Source organism: Halovulum marinum, from assembly GCF_009697225.1.
Taxonomy (GTDB): domain Bacteria; phylum Pseudomonadota; class Alphaproteobacteria; order Rhodobacterales; family Rhodobacteraceae; genus Halovulum; species Halovulum marinum.
On sequence record NZ_WIND01000017.1, the window covers coordinates 29,210 to 48,538 of the forward strand.

Annotated in this window: 24 protein-coding genes; 20 read left to right on the top strand and 4 right to left on the bottom strand. The window is 72.1% G+C overall.

Annotation, left to right across the window (positions count from 1 at the left end):
- Nucleotides 1-28 precede the first annotated feature (28 nt).
- From GE300_RS16835 to GE300_RS16850, 4 genes are read right to left on the bottom strand one after another with little or no spacing between them, the layout of a single operon-like run.
- Nucleotides 29-895, bottom strand: coding sequence for an ABC transporter permease (locus GE300_RS16835; protein ID WP_154448186.1), 867 nt, complete (start codon nt 893-895; stop codon nt 29-31).
- Nucleotides 892-1,863 carry an ABC transporter permease gene (locus tag GE300_RS16840; RefSeq protein ID WP_325063290.1) on the bottom strand — a complete coding sequence of 324 codons (972 nt, stop codon included), beginning with the start codon at nt 1,861-1,863 and terminating at the stop codon, nt 892-894. Before GE300_RS16840 ends, GE300_RS16835 begins: the two co-directional genes overlap by 4 nt.
- A 13-nt stretch (nt 1,864-1,876) precedes the next feature.
- A complete protein-coding gene (locus GE300_RS16845) occupies nt 1,877-3,421 on the bottom strand; it encodes an ABC transporter substrate-binding protein (protein WP_154448190.1) in 1,545 nt (514 codons plus the stop codon).
- Nucleotides 3,418-4,467, bottom strand: a complete 1,050-nt coding sequence (locus GE300_RS16850) for a CobW family GTP-binding protein (protein WP_154448192.1) — start codon at nt 4,465-4,467, stop codon at nt 3,418-3,420. Before GE300_RS16850 ends, GE300_RS16845 begins: the two co-directional genes overlap by 4 nt.
- 101 nt (nt 4,468-4,568) lie before the next feature.
- Between GE300_RS16850 and GE300_RS16855 the strand changes: the two genes are divergently transcribed.
- From GE300_RS16855 to GE300_RS16950, 20 genes are all read left to right on the top strand, one after another.
- Nucleotides 4,569-5,396 (top strand): ATP-binding protein, encoded by an 828-nt coding sequence (locus GE300_RS16855; RefSeq protein WP_154448194.1) that lies wholly within the window; start codon nt 4,569-4,571, stop codon nt 5,394-5,396.
- A 13-nt stretch (nt 5,397-5,409) separates the two neighbouring features.
- Nucleotides 5,410-5,832, top strand: a complete 423-nt coding sequence (locus GE300_RS16860; RefSeq protein WP_233417124.1) for a MerR family transcriptional regulator — start codon at nt 5,410-5,412, stop codon at nt 5,830-5,832.
- A 76-nt stretch (nt 5,833-5,908) separates the two neighbouring features.
- Entirely contained in the window at nt 5,909-7,162 is a 1,254-nt protein-coding gene (locus GE300_RS16865) for an NADH-quinone oxidoreductase subunit B family protein (RefSeq protein ID WP_154448198.1), read from the top strand.
- Nucleotides 7,159-7,443: a hypothetical protein gene (locus tag GE300_RS16870; RefSeq protein ID WP_154448199.1), complete on the top strand. Its 285-nt coding sequence runs from the start codon at nt 7,159-7,161 to the stop codon at nt 7,441-7,443. The genes GE300_RS16865 and GE300_RS16870 overlap by 4 nt, the downstream gene beginning before the upstream one ends.
- A 17-nt stretch (nt 7,444-7,460) precedes the next feature.
- Nucleotides 7,461-7,778, top strand: a complete 318-nt coding sequence (locus tag GE300_RS16875) for a hypothetical protein (RefSeq protein WP_154448201.1) — start codon at nt 7,461-7,463, stop codon at nt 7,776-7,778.
- Nucleotides 7,775-8,068 carry a hypothetical protein gene (locus GE300_RS16880; protein ID WP_154448203.1) on the top strand — a complete coding sequence of 98 codons (294 nt, stop codon included), beginning with the start codon at nt 7,775-7,777 and terminating at the stop codon, nt 8,066-8,068. The genes GE300_RS16875 and GE300_RS16880 overlap by 4 nt, the downstream gene beginning before the upstream one ends.
- Complete coding sequence (locus GE300_RS16885) at nt 8,068-8,370, top strand: hypothetical protein (protein WP_154448205.1); 303 nt, start codon at nt 8,068-8,070, stop codon at nt 8,368-8,370. Before GE300_RS16880 ends, GE300_RS16885 begins: the two co-directional genes overlap by 1 nt.
- The gene (locus GE300_RS16890) at nt 8,367-8,648 is read left to right on the top strand and encodes a hypothetical protein (RefSeq protein WP_154448207.1); all 282 of its coding nucleotides are present in this window, start codon (nt 8,367-8,369) and stop codon (nt 8,646-8,648) included. Before GE300_RS16885 ends, GE300_RS16890 begins: the two co-directional genes overlap by 4 nt.
- 15 nt (nt 8,649-8,663) lie before the next feature.
- A complete protein-coding gene (locus GE300_RS16895) occupies nt 8,664-10,544 on the top strand; it encodes a nickel-dependent hydrogenase large subunit (protein WP_154448209.1) in 1,881 nt (626 codons plus the stop codon).
- Nucleotides 10,525-11,235, top strand: a complete 711-nt coding sequence (locus tag GE300_RS16900; protein ID WP_154448211.1) for a hypothetical protein — start codon at nt 10,525-10,527, stop codon at nt 11,233-11,235. Before GE300_RS16895 ends, GE300_RS16900 begins: the two co-directional genes overlap by 20 nt.
- The gene (locus GE300_RS16905) at nt 11,232-11,627 is read left to right on the top strand and encodes a hypothetical protein (RefSeq protein ID WP_154448213.1); all 396 of its coding nucleotides are present in this window, start codon (nt 11,232-11,234) and stop codon (nt 11,625-11,627) included. The genes GE300_RS16900 and GE300_RS16905 overlap by 4 nt, the downstream gene beginning before the upstream one ends.
- Nucleotides 11,628-11,630: 3 nt before the next feature.
- Nucleotides 11,631-12,347, top strand: a complete 717-nt coding sequence (locus tag GE300_RS16910; protein WP_154448215.1) for a Rieske (2Fe-2S) protein — start codon at nt 11,631-11,633, stop codon at nt 12,345-12,347.
- A gap of 4 nt (nt 12,348-12,351) precedes the next feature.
- Nucleotides 12,352-12,855, top strand: a complete 504-nt coding sequence (locus GE300_RS16915) for a hydrogenase maturation protease (protein ID WP_154448217.1) — start codon at nt 12,352-12,354, stop codon at nt 12,853-12,855.
- Entirely contained in the window at nt 12,852-15,185 is a 2,334-nt protein-coding gene (gene hypF / locus GE300_RS16920) for a carbamoyltransferase HypF (RefSeq protein WP_154448219.1), read from the top strand. The genes GE300_RS16915 and hypF overlap by 4 nt, the downstream gene beginning before the upstream one ends.
- Before the next feature lie 4 nt (nt 15,186-15,189).
- On the top strand, nt 15,190-15,468 hold the full coding sequence (locus GE300_RS16925) for a HypC/HybG/HupF family hydrogenase formation chaperone (RefSeq protein ID WP_154448221.1): 279 nt from the start codon (nt 15,190-15,192) through the stop codon (nt 15,466-15,468).
- Nucleotides 15,465-16,640 (top strand): hydrogenase formation protein HypD, encoded by a 1,176-nt coding sequence (gene hypD, locus GE300_RS16930; protein ID WP_154448223.1) that lies wholly within the window; start codon nt 15,465-15,467, stop codon nt 16,638-16,640. Before GE300_RS16925 ends, hypD begins: the two co-directional genes overlap by 4 nt.
- On the top strand, nt 16,633-17,682 hold the full coding sequence (gene hypE / locus GE300_RS16935) for a hydrogenase expression/formation protein HypE (protein WP_325063291.1): 1,050 nt from the start codon (nt 16,633-16,635) through the stop codon (nt 17,680-17,682). Before hypD ends, hypE begins: the two co-directional genes overlap by 8 nt.
- Before the next feature lie 399 nt (nt 17,683-18,081).
- The gene (locus tag GE300_RS16940; protein ID WP_154448227.1) at nt 18,082-18,462 is read left to right on the top strand and encodes an ArsR/SmtB family transcription factor; all 381 of its coding nucleotides are present in this window, start codon (nt 18,082-18,084) and stop codon (nt 18,460-18,462) included.
- Nucleotides 18,455-18,901 carry a hypothetical protein gene (locus GE300_RS16945; RefSeq protein WP_154448229.1) on the top strand — a complete coding sequence of 149 codons (447 nt, stop codon included), beginning with the start codon at nt 18,455-18,457 and terminating at the stop codon, nt 18,899-18,901. Before GE300_RS16940 ends, GE300_RS16945 begins: the two co-directional genes overlap by 8 nt.
- Complete coding sequence (locus GE300_RS16950; RefSeq protein WP_325063292.1) at nt 18,898-19,233, top strand: rhodanese-like domain-containing protein; 336 nt, start codon at nt 18,898-18,900, stop codon at nt 19,231-19,233. The genes GE300_RS16945 and GE300_RS16950 overlap by 4 nt, the downstream gene beginning before the upstream one ends.
- The last annotated feature ends 96 nt before the right edge of the window (nt 19,234-19,329 follow it).

Sequence of the window (19,329 nt, forward strand, 5' to 3'; positions counted from 1 at the left end):
TGCAATTGCATGCCGTCCCCGTGCCCGGTCAGAACCGGGGGCGCAGCCCCTCGACCAGCAGCGCCAGGCCGAAGCAGGTGACGACGATGGCGGCGCCGGGCATCAGCGGCAGCCACCAGCCGTGGGTGTAGAACGCCTGCCCGGTCTGGATCAGCTTGCCCCAGCTCATCGCGTTCGGGTCGGACAGGCCGAGATAGCTCAGCCCGGCCTCGGTCAGGATCGCGCCGGTGGCGACCGGCGCGGCCACCGCCAGCACCGGCCGCTGCACGTGCGGCAGCAGGTGGCGGCGCAGGATCCACGCAGGGCTGCCGCCCAGGGCCTCGGCGGCGCGGACAAACTCGCGCCCGCGCAGCGACAGCGTCTCGGCCCGGGTCAGCCGCGCCAGACCGGGCCAGGACATCAGCCCCAGCACCAGCGCCATGGTGACCGCCGAAGGCCCGAACAGCGTCAGCACCAGCAGGGCGACGAAGAACCGCGGCACGACCTGGACGAATTCGGTGAAGCGCATCAGCGCGTCGTCGATCAGGCCGCCGAAATATCCCGCGACCATGCCGATGCCGGTGCCGATGGCGCAGGCCAGCAGCGTGGCCAGCGCCGCCACGGTCAGCGAGGTGCGTGCGCCGTACACCACCCCCGACAGCAGGTCGCGGCCCAGATCGTCGGTGCCGAACGGGTGCGCCCAGCCCGGCGCCGTCAGCGCCGGCCCCGAGTTCGCGAACGGGTCAAAGGGCGCGACCAGGCCGGGCGCGATCGCCGCCGCCGCCACCGGCAGCAACAGCAGCAGCGCCGGCACCAGCGCGCCGCGGCGGCCCGGTCGCGGCGCCGCGCCCGGCTCCGCGAGCCGGTCGCGGGGCGGCGCGTCCCGCCCGGTCCGCACCGGTGCGACGGTGGTCATGCCCGCGCCCCGCGGTGCGGCAGGATGCGCGGGTCGATCGCCATGTAGACGATGTCCGCCACCAGGTTCGCCAGCAGCGTCACGCAGGTGACGGCCAGCACGATGCCGATCACCAGCGGGAAGTCGCGGTTGCGGATCGCGGCGTCGGCAAGCTGCCCGAACCCGGGCCAGGCGAACACCACCTCGACCAGCACCGCGCCGGCCAGGAACCAGCCCACCCGGTTCGCGAACAGCGTCACGATCGTCGGCGAGCCGTTCGGCAGCGCGTGGCGGTACTCGGCGCGGCGCCGGCCGTTGCCCTTGGCCAGCGCGGTCATGAAATACGGCTGGCGGCGCTCGACCTCGATCGCCGAGCGGGTCAGCAGCACGGTGTAGGCAAGCTGGTGCAGGGTCAGCGTCGCCACCGGCAGCACCGCGTGACGGGCGATGTCCAGCCACTGCCGCAAGCCGTCCGCGGCGCTCCGCGCGTCGGTCATGCCCTGCACCGGAAACCACTGCACCTCGACCGAGAACGCCATCCGCAGCAGGTGGCCGAGCCAGAAGCTGGGCACCGCGAACGCCAGCAGCGCGGCCAGCATGATGCCGAGGCCGCGGCGGCGGCTGCGCGCGGCGAGAATGCCCAGCGGGACGCCGATGCCCGCGGCCAGCAGCAGCGACGGCACCACCAGGATCAGCGTCGCCGGCAGCCGGTCCTGCAGCACCTGCAGGACCGGCTCGCCGTAGAACCACGACTCGCCCAGATCGCCCCGCGCCAGCCCGGCGAGAAACTTCAGGTACTGGACGTGCAGCGGCCGGTCGAGGCCGAAGCGGCGTTCGATGTCGGCCACGGTGTCGGCGTCGGCGAACTCTCCGGCCAGCGCCACGATCGGCCCGCCGGGGGTCGCGTGCAGCAGCAGGAACAGCGCCGTGCCGACCGCCAGCAGCATCGGCACGATCCGGAGCAGGCGGCCGAGGACGAACCCGAACACGGCGCCGCGCCCGCTAGTCGACCGGCTTCGCCTCTTCGGCGAACTGCCCGGTCCACGGCCTGAACCCCTCGAAGCTGGCCTTGTGCGCGGCGGTGCGCACCGTCTCGACCAGCCAGAAATAGGGCAGGTCCTCGGCCAGGATCTTCTGTACCTCGCGGTAGATCCGGCCGCGGGCCCCGGTGTCCTCGACCGCCGCCGCCTCGGCGAACAGCGCATCGACCCTGTCGTTGCGGTACGCGGCCGCGTTCGAGAACGGGATCGGGCCGATGTTGGACGAGATGTACATCCGCTTGATGCCGATCTCGGGATCGACGCCGTTGCAGTACGAGATCAGGTTGGTGTCGAAATCGCGCTGCTTGAAGATCGCGTCGATCGTCGCCTCGCGGTCGAGCGGGCGCGACACCAGCTCGATCCCCGCCGCGGCCAGGTCCTGCTTCATGATCTCGGCGTAGCGGTTGAAGGTCGGGAAGTGGACCATGTCCAGCGTCAGCCCGCCGTCGTGTCCGGCCTCGGCCAGCAGCGCCCGCGCCGCCTCGGGGTCGTGCGACAGCCCGGCCAGCACGCCGTCCGCGTGCGCCCAGCCGATGGCGCTGGAGAACGGCGCCGCCGCCACCTTGCCCTGGCCGAACAGCACCTGCTCGTTGATCCGCTCGCGGTCGATGGCGCGGGCGAAGGCGCGGCGCACCCGCGGATCGCCGGTCGCCTCGCGTTCGAGGTTGAAGCTGACGGTCATGATGCAGTTGCCGCCGCCGGGCCCCGAGGTGGCCCGCAGGATCGTCGAATCGCCGGCGCTTTCCACCGCCTCGACGTCCTTCGCCTCGAGGCTGATGAAGTCGATCTCGCCCTGCTGATAGGCGATCAGCTGCGTCGCCGCGTCCTTGATCACCCGGAACACCAGCCGGTCGAGATACGGCAGGCCGTCCTTGAAGTAGTCCTCGTTCTTCACCAGCACCACCTGGGCGTCCTTGTCGTAGCTTTCGAACCGGAACGGGCCGGTGCCGATCGGCGGCAGGGTCGCGGCGGGAATGTCGGCCACGTCCTGCCACTGGTGCCGCGGCAGGATCGGCGCCTCGGTCACGTCGAGCCGGCGCAGCAGCGCCGGGTGCGGCGCCGACAGTTTGAACACCACGGTCCGCGGATCCGGCGTCTCGATGCTCTCGACGACAGAGCCGAGCCCGGCCTTAGTGCGGGAATGATGTTCGAATAGAACCTGTTCGAAGGTGAACTTCACGTCCTCCGCGGTGAAGGGTATGCCATCGTGCCAATTCGCCTCGGCCAGGGTGAAGGTGACGGTCCTGCCGTCTTCGGACACCTCCCAGCCGGTCGCCAGATCCGGCACCGGCTGCAGGTCCTCGTCCAGCGCGACCAGGCCGTTGAACATCGAATCCGCCACCGTGTGCACATGGCTGCCGGTGGTGATCGCCGGGTTGAAATGGCCCGGATCGGCGACGATGCCGACCACGGCCAGCGCCTCCTGCGCCCGGGCCGCACCGGCAAGAAGGCTCAGCGCGGCTGCCGTGCTCAGGGCGGCGCGGACGGATCGCTGGTATCGGGTCATCTTGAAGAGCCTCTCTTGCTGGTGGATTCCCGGGTGGCGGTGGCGGTGGCGGTGGCGGCGATCCGGCACGACAGAAGGTCGGTGCGGATCGCGTCGGCGGGCAGGTCGCAGCCGATGAAGACGAGCGCGTCGGCGGCGTCGGCGTCGATCGGGCGGGAGTCGTAGACGTCGTGCACGATGTTGACGAGATGGCCGCGCGCATCGCCGTCGAAGTGCAGGATGCCCTTGGCGCGCAGCAGGTTGTCGGCGTGACGCAGGATCAGGAACGACATCGAGTCGCGGAACCGGTCGGGGTCCAGCGGCCGGTCGAACCGGACCGTGAAGCTGCCGATCCCGTGCCCGTGATCCCCGTGCCCGTGATCGTCTTGCCCGTGATCCGGTGTGTTCCCCGGTGCATCCGGCGCGCGCCGCGCCACGCGCGGCGGCGCGAAGTCCGCCGCCGGGTTGCCGGGCAGGGTGATCGCGGCGAACGGGTTCAGCGCGGAAATGGCCGCGCGCGCGCCGGCAGCGGTCTCGGCGGTCGCCAGATCGGTCTTGCGCAGCAGGATCCGGTCGGCCAGCGCGATCTGCCGGGCGACCTCGGGAAAGCGGTCAAGCTGCCTGGCGATCCGGTCCGCCGCGCAGACGGCCAGCACCGGGCCGGCGGACGCCGCCCGGCGCAGATCCGGGTCGTGATGCAGCCCGCGCAGGATCGCGCCGGGCACGGCCAGCCCGGAGGTCTCGACGATGCAGCGCCGCAGGCCGCCGCGCGCGGCGAGGTGCAGCAGCGCCTGCGCCAGATCCTCCTGCACCTCGCAGCACACGCAGCCGTTCGGCAGCCGCAGCAGATCGGCGCCGTTGCCGAGTTGCCCGGCAAGCACCGCGCCGTCGACGTCGATCTCGCCGAACTCGTTGACGACCACCGCCGATCCGGCGGCCTCGGGCGTGGCGAGAAACGCGTTCAGGCACGTCGTCTTGCCGGCCCCAAGATACCCGGTCAGGATCGTCACGGGCAGGCGCGGATCGCCGTTCGCCTGCCGCAGGTGCCTGTCGGAGCCGCCGCTCACCGCGCCAAACCTTTCCCCAGGGGCAATGCGTGGATAATTGCAGATTCACGCCGGCCAAGCTACTTTCCGGATAAAATAAATTTCGGGGAAGGGGCGAGACCATGAAGATCGCGACAGTCGGCAAGGGCGGGTCGGGCAAGACCACGATCGCGGGAACGCTGGCGCGGGTGTTCGCCGGCGAGGACCGCCGCATCCTCGCCATCGACGGCGACCCCAACCCCAACCTCGCGCTGGTGCTGGGCATGTCGCCCGAGGCCGCCGACCGCATCGCCTACATCCCGCCCGAGGTCATGCGGCGCGGCGCCGAGGTCGACGGCGTGATCATGATGGAACCGGCGATGCCGCGCGACGAGATCATGCGCAACTACGCGGTGAACGCGGCGCAGAACCTGGACCTGATCGTCATGGGCAAGCCCGCCCACGGCAGCGCCGGTTCGGGCTGCATGTGCGCCTCGCACCGCGCGGTGCGCGGGCTGATCGCCGAGCTGACCTCGATCGGAGAGCACACGATCACCGACATGGAGGCGGGGCTGGAGCATCTCAAGCGCGGCACCGCGCGCCACGTCGACATGATGCTGGTGGTGGCCGAACCCTACTACCGCTCGCTGGAGGCGGCGATGCGCACCTGCGAGCTGGCCGCGGAACTGGGCATCGCGCATGTGAAGGTGGTCGCCAACAAGGCGCGCTCGGACGCGGACATGGCGGCGATCCGGGCGTTCTGCGACAAGCACGGCATGCAGATCATCGGCGCCGTTCCCTATGACGAGGCGATGGTCGAGGCCGAGCGCAGGGGGCTGTCGCCGCTCGACCACGCGCCCGATTCGGCGGGGATCGCCGCGATCCGCCGGATCGCCGCCGACATCGACCGGATCGCCCGCGCAATGCCGCCGCCGGGGGGCGCGGGCGCGTCGGCGGACCGGCCCGCTTAGGCGGGCAGGGACGATGCTGATCGGCGAGATGGCGGCACTGCTGGAGGTCACGCCGAAGACGCTCAGGTACTACGAGAGGATCGGCCTGATCGCGCCGCCCGAACGCGGGGCGAACCGTTACCGGTTCTACGGCCCGCGGGCGGCGCGCCGCGCGCAGCTGGTGGTCAGCCTGCGCCGGCTGGGCCTGGGGCTGGAGGAAATCCGCGACCTGCTGGACGCCGGCGACGGCCGCAGCCTGCGCCAGCGTCTGCTGGGCCGGCTGGACGAGCAGATCCGCGACCGCGACCTGACCATCGCCCGGCTGCAGGGCGAGCGCGACGAGTTGCAGGCGCGCTACGACGCGCTTGTCGGCACCCCGCGCGAGCGCGAGGGCGACTGCATCTGCGCGGCGCTGCTGGCGCCGTGCGACTGCGGCGCCCGCGACCCGTCGGGCTGAGGCGCCTTCGGGATAACGCTTGACCTTGCCCTAGGGGAAAGCTGCTAGCGTTGCGGGAACGGGAGGTGTCACAAGCATGTCCGGGAACGGCGAAACCGCACCGCGCGACCCCGGCTACCGGCCGGTGTTCCCGCTTGACCGCGGCCCGATCGAGGAGGTCCACGCCTTCTGGCTGGCGGGGATGAGTTGCGACGGCTGCACGATCGCCGCCGCGGGCGCGCAGAACCCGACGGTCGAGCAGCTGATGAGCGCCCGGCTGCCGGGGCTGCCGAAGATCGTGCTGCACCACCCGGTGCTGTCGGTGACCGCGGGCAAGGCGTTCATGAAGGCGCACCATGCCGCCCGTGAGGGCACGCTCGGCGCGCCCTATGTCGTGCTCTACGAGGGCTCGGTCGCGGACGAGCGCATCGCCGGCGATCTGGGCGGCTACTGGTCGGCGATGGGCGCGGCGGAGGCGCCCGACGGCTCGAAGCAGCCGATTCCCACGGCGCACTGGCTGCGCGATCTCGCCCCCGGCGCGGCGGCGGTGATCGCGGTCGGCACCTGCGCCACCTGGGGCGGCGTTCCCGCGGCCGCGGGCAACGTCACCGGGTCGATGTCGGTGATGGACTATCTCGGCAAGGACTATCTCAGCGCGCTCGGCCTGCCGCCGATCAACATCCCCGGCTGCGCCCCGGTGGGCGACAACATCACCGAGACCATCGCCGCGGTGCTGATGTTCCTGGCCGGGTTCGGTCCGCTGCCGGAATTCGACGAGCTGGGCCGCCCGAAATGGCTGTTCGGCGAGACCGTGCACCGCCGCTGCGTGCTGGCCGGCAACTACGAGGAAGGCAAGTTCGCCCAGGAATACGGCGAGCGGCAGTGCCTGGTGGAACTGGGATGCTGGGGGCCGGTGGTGCAGTGCAACATCGTCTCGCGCGGGGCGCTCGGCCACGCCGGCGGGTGCATGAACACCGGCGGCATCTGCATCGGCTGCACCATGCCCGGCTTTCCCGACGCCTTCGCGCCGTTCTACAAGAAGCCGCCCGGCTCGACCCTGTCGGCGACGCTCAGCCGCACCACCGGCAGCTTCGTGTCGTACCTGCGCCAGTTCACCCAGAAAAGCCGCAACCGCACGCCGAACTGGGCGCGCGCGCAGGCGGTGCCCAGTGGCTGGGCGAACGTCGACGGCGGCAGCAGCATCGCCGAGCGCGCGGTCGGCGGCGTCTACGACTACCTCAGGCGGCGCGGCACCCGGTTCGAGGCCGGCTCGGCGCGGCAGCGGGCGCTACAGGCGCCGTCGCACCGGCACCTGCGTTCCGGCCAGGCGGAACGGGAGGGGGCGGAATGAGCTGGTGGATCGTCGGGTTCGCGGCCGCGGGCGCGGTCGTCGTGGTGGTCGCGGCGCTGCTGCTGGGGATCCTGTGGCAGGCGCGGCGGATCCGCGCGCTGGCGCGCGCCGCCGCCGGGACCGTCGGCGAGATCGACGCCAACACCCGCTCGGTCTGGCGGCTGGCGAAGATCAACCGGACCGCGGGCGCGCTGCTGGACGGCGCCACCGCGATCGAGCGCAACGCCGCGGCGATCCGCGCCGCCGTCGCGCATGACGGCGCCGGCGAGGACGCCGCCTGAACGGGGAGGGGGGAGAGATGAGCCACATCACGCTCTGGTGGATCGCGCTGGCGCTGGCGCTGGTCGTCACCGGCGTCGTTGCGGTGCTGCTGTGGCAGGTGATTGCCACCGCCCGCGACATCCGCGACGGGGCGGCGGTGATCTGGGCGCGCGGCCAGCAGGTCGCCAACAACACCATCCACATCGCGCTGCTGTACCGGACGCTGGAGGCGGTGCACGCGATCCGCGACCGCGCCACCGGCATCCTCGGTCATGCCGGGGCGATCCGCGACCACGCCGAGACCTGTCCGGGATGCCCCGAGTGCATCCTGGCGGGCGGGAAGGACGCGTCATGATCACCCTGCTGACCCTGCTCAGCGCCCTCGCCGCGCTGCTGTTCCTCGGTGTCGTCGCGGCGGCGCTGATCCGCATCGTCGGGCTGCTGGACCAGATCGGCGGCAGCGGGACCAGCTATCTGGCGAAGCTGCGGCTCGGCCTGCGCGCGATCGAGCGCGAGACCGCGCACCTGCCCGCCGCCGCGGTGCCGCTGAACGAGGGGCTGGGCGAGATCGCCGCCGGCCTGGCCGCGGTGGACGCGACGCTGGGCGAGCTGCACGGCGCGCTGGAACGGCAGGACGCATCGTGATGCCCGCCGCCGCCGCCGTGATCTGGATCGTCGCCCTGCTGATCGTCGCGCTGGTGATCGTGCCGGTGGCGGTGACGCTGCTGCAGCGGGCGCTGAACGCCGCCCGCGCGATCGAGGGCTACCTGGCCGACATGCATGAGGCCGGCGGCCGGATCGCCGGTCATACCGGCGCGATCCCGGCGCTGGACCGGACGCTGGAGACCGCCGGCGCGATGCAGCCGGTCGCCGCCGACATCGAGGCCAGGACCGGCGTCGTGGCCGGGATGCTGGCCGCACGCGCCGAGCGGAGGGCCAGGCCATGATCGCCGCGCTGACCTGGATCAGCGTGATCCTTGCGCTGGTGATCGTGCTGGTCGTCGCCTACCATCTGCTCGGTATATACTTGGCGCTGAAGCGCGGCGCCGATCACCTGGAGGCGCTGGCCGCGGGGTTGGCGCAGGTGCGCGACGACACCGGACCGCTGAACGCGCAGGTGGACGACATCGATACCGGGCTGGAGGCGCTGGCGCCGCCGCTGCTGGCCGCCAACGACAATCTTGCCGCCATCGTCGACGTGACCCGCGGCCTGACCGCGAGATAGAAGGGAATACCGGGCATGTGTTTCGAGAACCTCCCCGTCGAGTTCGACGAACAGGGCAACGCCCGGCTGAAGGACGGGGTGAAGAACCCCTACGACTACCAGACCCGCACCCCCGAGGAACGCGAGGCCAGGCTGAAGGACCTGGCCGGCCGGAACGGCCAGCTGGTCGACATCGACTACGACCCGGTGACCCGCGTCGCCGGGGCGCTGGCGTTCCACACCACGGTGGACCTGGAACAGGGCGTGGTGCTGGACACCAACTCGATGGCGACGCTGTTCCGCGGCTACGAGGTGATCCTGCGCGGCCGCGACCCGCGCGACGCGGCGTTCATCTCGTCGCGCGCCTGCGGCGTCTGCGGCGGCGTGCACTCCACCGCCTCGGCGCTGTCGATCGAGATGGCGCTGGGGATCCGGCCGCCGCCGCTGGGCATCGTGGTGCGCAACCTGCTGCTCAGCTGCGAATACCTGTACGACAACCCGCTGCACCTGTTCGTGCTGGCGGGGCCGGACTTCTCGGAAAGCCTGGTCCGGCAGACCAACCCCGAGATCTGGGACAAGGCCGAGGGCGCCGCCACCCGGCACAAGGACCTGCACGGCTATGCCACCATCGGCGCGATCCTGCACGATCTGAACCCGCTGACCGGCAAGCTCTACCTCGAGGCGCTGCAGATGACCCGCGTCGCGCGCGAGGCCTATGTCCTGCTGGGCGGAAAGTACCCGCACCCCGAGACCATCATCCCCGGCGGCGTGACGACCTTCGTCGACATCACGGTGCTGAACGAGTTCTACATGAAGATGGTCAAGTTCTTCGATTACGCGAAGAAATGCGTCGGCCTGTGGGACGACGTGTTCGACTTCTTCCTCGAGGCCGATCCGCGCTACCTCGACTGCGGCCGGCTGGACGCGACGATGGTGGACCTGGGCCAGTGGGACCACGAGGACCACTACGACGCCACCTACGCCAACTGCAACGACTGGGGCGTGAAGCGCTGGTCGACCCCCGGCGTGCTGGTCGGCGGCAAGCTGGTGACCAACCGGCTGACCGACATCAACGTCGGCCTCGAGGAGTTCGTCGAGCATTCCTACTACGAGCAGTGGGAGGACTACCCGTTCAAGACCGACCCGGCGGGCAACCCGCTGTCGCCGAACCACCCTTGGAACAAGACCACGATCCCGCGCCCCGGCTCGCAGAACTGGAAGGAGCGCTATTCCTGGGCCACCACGCCGACCTGGGACCGCCGCACCTTCGAGGCGGGCGCCTACGCGCGCGTCTACCTCAGCGCGGTGTCGGGCAAGCTGCCGCCGTCGCCCTTCGTCGAGTCGACCGGGCAGAGCCTGCGGCTGCGCGTCGCGCGCGGCGAGGCGCTGCCCGAGCGCACCTTCGAATGGTCGCCGCCGTTGGTCTGGAACGCGTTCGAGCGCAACCGCGCCCGCGCCTACGCGGTGGCCTTCAACCTGATGGTGACGATGGAGAACCTGACCCGTGCGATGGAACTGGTGAAGGCCGGCGAGACCAGGGTGGCGACGCCGTTCGAGATCCCGCCCGAGGGTCATGCCATCGGCGTCGGCTTCTGGGGCGCCGGGCGCGGGTTCCTGTCGCATCACTGCGAGATCCGGGACGGGCTGCTGGCCAACTACCAGATCGTCACGCCCTCGACGATCAACGCCTGCCCGCGCACCCCCTGGGGCGAGCCCGGCCCCTACGAGCGCTCGGTGCTGAACACCACCATCGTCGAGAGCAACTTCAAGGACGACAGCGATTTCCAGGGCATCGACATCCTGCGCGCGATCCGCTCGTTCGATCCCTGCATGCCGTGCACCACGCATGTCATGGTCGAAGGCTCGGACCGCGTCGTGACCCGCGAGGTGACCACCTGTGCCTGCGGCATCGACTGACCCCGCCCGCGGCGCCCGCGCCGCCCGCGCCGCCCGCGCCGCCCGCGCCGCCCGCGCCGTCGTCGGCGTCGTCGGATTCACCCCGGTGGTCGCCGACTTCCCGCTGGGGCCGCGGCTGATGGCCGGGCTCGAGGCGCGATTGCCGGGCCATCCGCAGGTGTCGGTCCGCAACATGAGCTGGAGCCCGATCCACATCGTCCAGCAGTTCCAGGACCTGGGCGCCGACCGGCCGGCGCGCATCGTGCTGGTGGGCGCGGCCGCGACCTGCGCCCGCGCCGGGCGGATCCGGGTCTGGCGCTGGACCGGCGGCCGGCTGCCCGACGCCGCGGTGCAGGCGCGCGTCTACGAGGCGGTCACCGGCGTCGTCGACCTTGAGAACACGCTGATGATCGGCGAACGCTTCGGCATCTGGCCCGCCGAGTGCTACACTGTCGAGGTGGAACTGCCGCCGGAGACGTTCGGAACCATGGTCATGGCCGAGGCCGAAGCCCGGCCGGGGCCGGCGCTGCGGGCGGAGATCGGCTTCGATCCGGGCGCGGCGGCGGACCGGCTGGCATCCCGGGCGGCCGGTCTGGCGATCCGCGGCGATGCCGCGCGCGCCGTGGCGGCCAAGGGGGCGCGCGACCTGGCGCCGGTCGCCTCGTTCCACCGCACGCGCGTGACCGGCACCAAGACCCGGAGGCATTCATGACCACCCCCAACTCCGACACCGCCCCCAGCGCCGACGCCGAGGCGCTCGACCGGCTGATCGAGCAGGAGGACGTCCTGCAGATCTGCTACTGGTATCAGGGCGAGGGCTTCGGCGAGGCGTTCACCCCGCAGGCGGTGCTGCCGTTCCTGAAGGGCGGCGCGGCGGAGGTCGCCGAGACCTTCGAGCGGCTGGTCGAGGCCGGCGAGATGCGCGCCGAGGGCGCCGCCTATGCGTTCACCGCCGACGGCCGCCGCAAGGCCGGGCGGATGTTCTTCGAGACCTTCACCGAGTTCCAGCAGCCCTCTCATGGCGAGTGTACCGCCGGCTGCTGCGACGGCGACGAGCCGTGCGACGACCCGGCGCACGCGCACCACGCCCATGCGCACGGCTGAGCGATGACCGCCGGCGCGCCGCCGAAGCTGACGGATGATGGCCGGGGGCAGGCGCTGGTCGGCTACCGCGCCAACGACGAGTGGCAGGCGCTGCTGGCCGAGACCGGCGACCGGCTGGCCGCGCTCGACGATCTGGACGCGGAGGCGCGGTCCGCGGTCGACGCGGCGCTGGCCGGGATCGACTCGGTCCACCGCGAGGCGCTGCACCGGCTGGTGCGGCTGTTCAAGGACGGCGTGCTGGAGCAGGTCGTGACCGATCCGGCGATCCGCACCCTTATGGGCATGTACGGGCTGCTGCCCGAGGACGAGGCCGGCTGCCGCAAGGTCTGGGACTTCCTGCCCGCGGACCCGCCGGACGTCGCCGCCGACCCGGCCGGCGCGCCGCCGCACTGGTCTCCGGCGCCGGTCGACGCGGGGCTGGCCGACGGCGGTTACGCGGTCTGCCGGATGGAGGAGGGCGCGTTCGTCGTGGCCCGCGCCGGCGGCGGCTGGTTCGCCTTCGCCGCCACCTGCCCGGCGCACGGCACTACGATGCTGGACGGGGCGCTGGACGGCTTCACCTGGGCCTGCCCGGCGGCGACCGGGTGCCTGTACGACATCCGCAGCGGCGCGCGGATGGGCGGCGGCGCGGCGCTGGACTGCCGCCCGGTGCGGCAGCAGGACGGCCGGCTGCTGATCGGGTTCGGCATGCCGTTCGACCCGTCCCTGCCGGCGATGTAGACCGATGCGGGTTCTCGTCGCCGGGGTCGGGAACGTGCTGAAGGGCGACGACGGCTTCGGCGTTCACGCCGCGCGCGCGGCGGCCGACGACGCCCGCCGCCCCGCCGGCGCGACCGTGATCGACACCGGGATCGGCGGCATCCACCTGGTTCAGGAGCTGATGCGCGGCTATGACGCGCTGGTGCTGTTCGACGCCTGCGACCGCGGCGCGTCCGCGGGCCGGCTGTTCCTGCTGGCGCCGGACCTGCCCGACGTCGCCGGGTTCACCGACCGCGAGCGGCGCGATTTCTTCGCCGACATGCACTACGCGACCCCGGTGCGCGCGCTGACCCTGGCGCGCGAGGTCGGGGCGCTGCCGGGCCTGGTGCGGATCGTGGCGGCGCAGATCGCCGATGCCGACACCTTCGGCGCCGGCCTGGCCCCCGAGGTCGCCGCCGCCGTCGCCCCGGCGGTGACGCTGGCCTTCGAGGTGATCTCGGCGCTGGCGGGGCCGGAGCCGGCGCGATGACGCCGCTGGCGGGCGAGCGGATCACCGTGCGCGGCCTGGTGCAGGGCGTCGGCTTCCGCCCGTTCGTGTTCCGCATCGCCGCCGCCTGCGGCGTGCGCGGCAGCGTCCGCAACACCGGCGCCGGGGTCGAGATCGACGCCTTCGGCACCGGGCCGGAATTGGCGCTGTTCCGCCGCCGCCTGTCGGACGGGCCGCCGCCGCTGGCGCGGATCGACCGGATCGAGGCCGCGCCGCTCGACGCGCGCGCGCCCGACGGCTTCCGGATCGAGCCCAGCGGCGGCGGCGCGCTGCACGCCGCCGCCACGCCCGACGCCGCGCTGTGCGACGCCTGCCGCGCCGAGCTGCTGGACCCCGACGACCGCCGGCATGGCTACGCGTTCCTGAACTGCACCCATTGCGGGCCGCGCTTCTCGATCCTGCGCGCGCTGCCCTACGACCGCGCCAACACCACGATGGCGGCGTTCGCGATGTGCGCCGCCTGCCGCGCCGAATACGACGACGTCGCCGACCGCCGCTTCCACGCCCAGCCGACGGCCTGCCCGGACTGCGGGCCGGCGCTGTGGGCCGAACGGCCGGGCGATCCGCGGCGGCTGGATGGCGATCCGGTGGCGTTGGCGGCGCGCGTCCTGCTCGACGGCGGCGTGGTGGCGCTGAGGGGGCTGGGCGGGTTCCACCTGGCCTGCGACGCGACCGACGCCGTGGCCGTCGCCGCCCTGCGCCGCCGCAAGCGCCGCCCGGCAAAGCCGTTCGCGCTGATAGTGCGCGACCTGTCGATGGCGCGGCGGATCGCCCGCGTCTCGGACGCCGAGGCGGCGGCGCTGGCCGCGCCCGCGGCGCCGATCGTGCTGCTCGACCGCCGGCCCGGCTGCGCGCTGCCCGAGGGCCTGGCGCCTGGGCTGAACCGGCTGGGCGTGATGCTGCCCTACAGCCCGCTGCACGCGCTGCTGCTGCGCGCGGCGGACCGGCCGCTGGTGATGACCTCGGGCAATCCCGGCGGCGATCCGCAGGTGACCGGCAACGCCGCGGCGCGGGCGCGGCTGGCGGATCTGGCGGACCTGTTCGTGATGCACGACCGCGACATCGCCAACCGCGTCGACGACAGCCTGGTGCAGGTCGCCGGCGGCGCGGTCCGGCCGCTGCGCCGGGCGCGCGGGCTGGCGCCGCGGCCGCTGCCGCTGCCCGAGGGCTTCGGGCCGGACCATCCGCAGGCGATCGCCTTCGGCGGCGATCTCAAGAACGCCTTCGCCGTCGCCAAGGCGGGAACGGCGGTGCTGTCGCAGCATGTCGGCGATCTGGCGAGCCTTGCGACCGAGACCGACCTGGGGCGCACGCTGGCGCTGTTCGAGGCGCTCTACGACCTCGGCCCGGCGCTGATCGTCGCCGACGCGCACCCCGGCTACCGGTCGCGGGCGCTGGCCGGCGAGGCGGCGCGCGCGCGCCGGCTGCCGCTGGTCGAGGTCGCCCACCACCACGCCCATGCCGCGGCCTGCATGGCCGAGCACGGGGTGCCGATCGACGCGCCGCCGGTGCTGGCGCTGGTGCAGGACGGCATCGGCATGGGGCCGGACGGCGCGCTGTGGGGGTGCGAGCTGCTCAGATGCGACTACCGCCACGCCGAGCGGGTGGCGCACCTGCGGCCGGCGCCGCTGCCCGGCGGCGATCTGGCGGCGCGCGAGCCCTGGCGCAACCTGCTGGCGCGGCTCGGCCAGGCCGGCGGCCCCGAGACCTGGCCGCCGCGTCTGCGCCGGTTGCTGGCCGGGCACCCGGTCGAGGTTCTGCGCGCCGCGACCGCGCGCGGCATCAATGCGCCGGAGTGCACGTCCGCCGGCCGGCTGTTCGACGCGGTGTCAGCCGCCGCCGGGATCTGCGCCGCACGCCAGGACTACGAGGGCGAGGCGGCAATGCGGCTGCAGGCCGCGGCGGAAGGCTGGCTGGCCGGGCAGGCGGCAGCGCCCTACCGGATCGCGCTGTCCGCCGGTGCGCCCCGGCCGGACCAGATCGACCCCGCGCCGCTGTGGCCGCAGATCGCCGCCGATCTCGACGCGGGCCGCACCGCGGCCGAGATCGCGGCGCGGTTCCACGCGGGCTGGGCGCGGGTATGGGCGGACGCCGCGGCGCGGGCGGCGGCAACCACCGGTTGCCGAACGGTTTTCCTGACCGGCGGAGTATTCCAGAACCGCCTGTTGGCGGCTATGCTGGCCGAATATCTGCAGGCGGCGGGCCTGACGGTGCACCAGCACGCCGAGGTGCCCGCGAACGACGGTGGCCTCGCGCTGGGCCAGATCGCCATCGCGCTGGCCCGACACCGGACGCAGCGCACAGGAGGGTAGGACCATGTGCCTGGGCATCCCCGGCCGGATCACCGAGATCATCGACGCCGACCGCTTTCTGGCCTGGGTGGAGGTGTCGGGCGTCCGCCGCAAGGTGAACGTCACCTGCGTCGCCGAGCCGGGCCGGCTGGACGACCTGGTGGGCGCATGGGTGCTGCTGCACGTCGGTTTCGCGATGAGCGTGATCGACGAGGCCGAGGCGGCGCGCACGCTCGAGGTGCTGGACGCGCTGGGCGAGGTGCAGGACGAGCTGGCGGCGATGCGCGAAAGCGCGCGGCCATGAAATACGCCGACGAGTTCCGCGACCCGGCGCTGGCGAAGAAGGTGCTGGCCCGCATCGACGAGACGCTGGCCCGCATGCCGATGCCCGAGGGCCGGCCGCTGCACGTGATGGAGGTCTGCGGCGGTCACACCCACTCGATCTTCCGCTACGGGCTGCAGAAGCTGGTGCCCGACAGCATCGAGTTCGTCCACGGCCCCGGTTGCCCGGTCTGCGTGCTGCCGATGGGCCGGGTCGACGACTGCGTCACCCTGGCCGAACATCCCGGGGTGATCTTCACCACTTTCGGCGACGCGATGCGGGTGCCGGGCTCGCGCGGATCGCTGCTCGACGCCAAGGCGCGCGGTGCCGACGTGCGCATGGTCTACTCGCCTCTGGACGCGCTGGAGCTGGCGCGCGGCAACCCCGACCGCGAGGTGGTGTTCTTCGCGCTGGGCTTCGAGACGACGATGCCCTCGACCGCGCTGACGCTGCTGCAGGCCGCCGACGAGGGCATCGGCAACTTCTCGATGCTGTGCCAGCACATCACCATCATCCCGACGCTGAAGGCGCTGCTGTCGGACCCGCACTGCCTGATCGACGGCTTCATCGGCCCGGGCCATGTCAGCATGGTGATCGGCAACGCCGGCTACCGCTTCATCCCCGAGCGGCACGGAAAGCCGTTCGTCGTCGCCGGGTTCGAGCCGCTGGACCTGCTGCAGTCGCTGTGGATGGTGCTGGCGCAACTGGCCGGCGGCCGCGCGGCGGTCGAGAACCAGTACGCGCGCGTGGTGCCCGAGGACGGCAACCCGGCCGCGCTGCGCGCCATCGCCGAGGTCTACGAGGACCGCGAAAGCTGCGACTGGCGCGGGCTGGGGGCAATCGACCGCTCGGGCGTGCGGATCCGCGCCGCCTATGCCGATCTGGACGCCGAACGGCGCTTCGGGCTGGTGCCGGCCGACGTCGCCGACCCCGAGATCTGCCAGTGCGGCGAGGTGGTCCGCGGGCGGCTGAAGCCGTTCCAGTGCCGCGCCTTCGGCCGCGAATGCACGCCGGCGACGCCGCTGGGCGCGCTGATGGTCTCGTCCGAGGGCGCCTGCGCGGCCTATCACCAGTACGGCGCCACCGATGGCGCTACAGACCGCGGCGCCTCCGACCGCAGCGCCACCGACCGCGGCGCGCCGGCCCGTGGCTGACGACGCCGCGCCCCGGCGCGGCCCGCGCGGCGAGGCGGTGACGCTCGCGCATGGCGCGGGCGGGCGGGCGATGCGCGATCTGATCGACGGGATCTTCCTGGCGGCGTTCGGCAACGCCGGCATCGCCGCGCTCGAGGACCAGGCGCGGTTGCCGCTGGCGGACTTCGGCGGCGGCGGCCTTGCCTTCACCACCGACAGCTTCGTGATCGACCCGGTGTTCTTTCCCGGCGGCGACATCGGCCGGCTGGCGGTCTGCGGCACGGTCAACGACCTGGTGGTCGGCGGCGCGCGGCCGGTGGCGCTCAGCTGTTCGGTGATCCTCGAGGAGGGGCTGCCGCTGGCCGACCTGCGCCGCATCGCCGCCAGCATGGCCGCCGCCGCCGCCGAGGCCGGCTGCCGGATCGTCACCGGCGACACCAAGGTGGTGCCGCGCGGCGCCGCCGACCGGATCTTCGTCAACACCGCCGGGATCGGCAGCATTCCCCAGGGGCGCGAGCTGGCGGCGACGCGGATCCGTCCCGGCGACGCACTGATCGTCAATTCGACGCTCGGGCTGCACGGCGCCGCGGTGATGGCGGCGCGCGGCGATCTGGGGCTGGCGACGGCGCTGGAAAGCGACTGCCGGCCGCTGGGGGCGCTGGTCGAGGCGCTGCTCGACGCCGCGCCGGGAACGCACGCGATCCGCGACGCCACGCGCGGCGGCGTCGCGACGGTGCTGAACGAGTTCGCCGACGCGGCGGGGGTGTGCTGCCGCATCGACGAGGACCGGCTGCCGCTGACCGAGGCCGTGCGCGGCCTGTCCGAGATCCTCGGCCTCGATCCGCTCTACCTGGCCAACGAGGGCCTGTTCGTGGCCGCGGTGCCCGAGCCCGAGGCCGAGGCGGCGCTGGCCGTGCTGCGTCCGCTGCCGGGCGGCGCGGCGGCGTGCCGGATCGGCACCGTGACCGGGGCGCCGGCGGGGCGGGTGGTGATGACCTCGTTCTTCGGCGGCGAACGCCTGGTCGACATGCTGGAGGGCGACCAGCTTCCGCGCATCTGCTGAATCCCGCGGCCGGGCAGGGGCATCGCGCAGGGCGCTGCCGCCCAGTGCAGCGCCATCGGCAGCGGCGAGGGCATGACCGAAAGGTCGTGGATCGCCTGCCCCATCCGGACCGCCTGCTCGCCCGTCGCCAGCCGAACTCGGGATCGTCTCTGCTCGCCGCCGCCCCAGCGCGTGGCTGACGAACGGAGTACCCGGCGACCGCACCCGTCCCCGACGCCGCCGAACCGCCGCGCCAAATCGAAAACCGCCCTCACGCCCACCATCGCGAGCAATTGCCGAGGCTCGCCGATCCGGCCGGGAAGGTAGAACCCGAGCCCCCATTGACGGTCGAGCAAAGGGTCAGATACAATAATACATGAGTCGTTGAGATATTCAGATCACCTGACAGACTGGGATCACATGTCAGACGCTGCCATCGCCGAACGCCTGGGCGCCCTCGCGCATCCGGCACGCCTTGCCATCGTGCGGATGCTGGTCCGGGCCGGGCCGAACGGTCTTCCGGCGGGCAGGCTCGGCGCGCCTCTGGGTATTGCCGCCAATGCGCTGACCTTTCATTTGCAGAAGCTCTCGCGCGCCGATCTGGTCACGTCGCAGCGGCAGGGCCAGTTCATCATCTACCGGGCGGTCTTTCCCAATCTTCTCGATCTGTCCCGGCAGATCACCGGCGCGTGCTGCGCCGAGTCGGCGGAGAAATGCGGCCCGGATTGTCCGACCGAAGATCGACAACCGGCCGGCCTCGCCTTTCCCGCCTTACCCGCTACAGGAGACGCGAATGACTGACATCAAACGCGACACGGGTTTCTGGCTGCGGGCCTTCGGCATCGGCATCGCGGTCTCGATCCTGACCGCCGCGATCATGCTGGCCGCGATAGCCGCCGGCATGTCGCCCTTTCCCAAACCGCCGTCGCTGGCCTTCGCGGAAACGATTCTCGGTCGATCGCTTCCGCTTCCGGTCGGATTGTTGTTTCACACCGCCTATGTGACCTTCTGGTCGATGGTGTTTGTCGGGTTCTTTCCGCGGCGCGATCTGAAGACCGCGATCTATCTTGCCGGCGTCCTCTGGATCATCCTTCTGGTGGTGTTTTTCCCGCTCGTCGGCTGGGGGTTTGCCGGGCTTTCCGTCAGCCCGCAGCTCATCCCCGCATCACTGGTCCCGCATCTGGCATTCGGCATCCTGCTATGGGGATTCGAGCGGTTCCTGCCGGGGGCAGGCCAGTGATCCACGAAATCGACACCGCAACGCTTCGCGGCTGGCAGGAAGAGGGCCGGGATTTCATTCTGGTCGACACGCTTCCCGCCGCCGCCTATGCGGACGGACATCTGCCCGGCGCTGTCCACCTGATGTCGGATGACGTGGCGACCCGCGCACCGCAACGGTTTCCCGGCCGCAATGCAACTATCGTCGTGTATTGCGCCAGCGCGCAATGCAAACGCGCCGGGCTGTCGGCGCGGCGGCTGGCGAAGCTGGGTTATTCGGACGTCCATCACTATGTCGGCGGCAAGAAGATCTGGCGCGAGGCAGGATTGCCGCTGGAAAGCGATCTGCAATGAGGGGCGCCAGCTCGGCCGGGCGGCCATTTCACACTCCGCCCTAAACGGCCTCTCACCGCTCTCCGCGGTGAATAATCTGATGAGAAACCACATCTA

Coding starts and splice junctions, on each gene's coding strand:
- GE300_RS16890 (WP_154448207.1), top strand. CDS start 8,367: ATGATCGCCGCGCTGACCTGGATCAGCGTGATCCTTGCGCTGGTGATC.
- GE300_RS16910 (WP_154448215.1), top strand. CDS start 11,631: ATGACCGCCGGCGCGCCGCCGAAGCTGACGGATGATGGCCGGGGGCAG.
- GE300_RS16945 (WP_154448229.1), top strand. CDS start 18,455: ATGACTGACATCAAACGCGACACGGGTTTCTGGCTGCGGGCCTTCGGC.
- GE300_RS16905 (WP_154448213.1), top strand. CDS start 11,232: ATGACCACCCCCAACTCCGACACCGCCCCCAGCGCCGACGCCGAGGCG.
- GE300_RS16865 (WP_154448198.1), top strand. CDS start 5,909: ATGTCCGGGAACGGCGAAACCGCACCGCGCGACCCCGGCTACCGGCCG.
- hypF (WP_154448219.1), top strand. CDS start 12,852: ATGACGCCGCTGGCGGGCGAGCGGATCACCGTGCGCGGCCTGGTGCAG.
- GE300_RS16835 (WP_154448186.1), bottom strand. CDS start 895: ATGACCACCGTCGCACCGGTGCGGACCGGGCGGGACGCGCCGCCCCGC.
- GE300_RS16915 (WP_154448217.1), top strand. CDS start 12,352: ATGCGGGTTCTCGTCGCCGGGGTCGGGAACGTGCTGAAGGGCGACGAC.
- hypD (WP_154448223.1), top strand. CDS start 15,465: ATGAAATACGCCGACGAGTTCCGCGACCCGGCGCTGGCGAAGAAGGTG.
- GE300_RS16860 (WP_233417124.1), top strand. CDS start 5,410: ATGCTGATCGGCGAGATGGCGGCACTGCTGGAGGTCACGCCGAAGACG.
- GE300_RS16880 (WP_154448203.1), top strand. CDS start 7,775: ATGATCACCCTGCTGACCCTGCTCAGCGCCCTCGCCGCGCTGCTGTTC.
- GE300_RS16855 (WP_154448194.1), top strand. CDS start 4,569: ATGAAGATCGCGACAGTCGGCAAGGGCGGGTCGGGCAAGACCACGATC.
- GE300_RS16845 (WP_154448190.1), bottom strand. CDS start 3,421: ATGACCCGATACCAGCGATCCGTCCGCGCCGCCCTGAGCACGGCAGCC.
- GE300_RS16870 (WP_154448199.1), top strand. CDS start 7,159: ATGAGCTGGTGGATCGTCGGGTTCGCGGCCGCGGGCGCGGTCGTCGTG.
- GE300_RS16925 (WP_154448221.1), top strand. CDS start 15,190: ATGTGCCTGGGCATCCCCGGCCGGATCACCGAGATCATCGACGCCGAC.
- GE300_RS16885 (WP_154448205.1), top strand. CDS start 8,068: ATGCCCGCCGCCGCCGCCGTGATCTGGATCGTCGCCCTGCTGATCGTC.
- GE300_RS16875 (WP_154448201.1), top strand. CDS start 7,461: ATGAGCCACATCACGCTCTGGTGGATCGCGCTGGCGCTGGCGCTGGTC.
- GE300_RS16895 (WP_154448209.1), top strand. CDS start 8,664: ATGTGTTTCGAGAACCTCCCCGTCGAGTTCGACGAACAGGGCAACGCC.
- GE300_RS16940 (WP_154448227.1), top strand. CDS start 18,082: ATGTCAGACGCTGCCATCGCCGAACGCCTGGGCGCCCTCGCGCATCCG.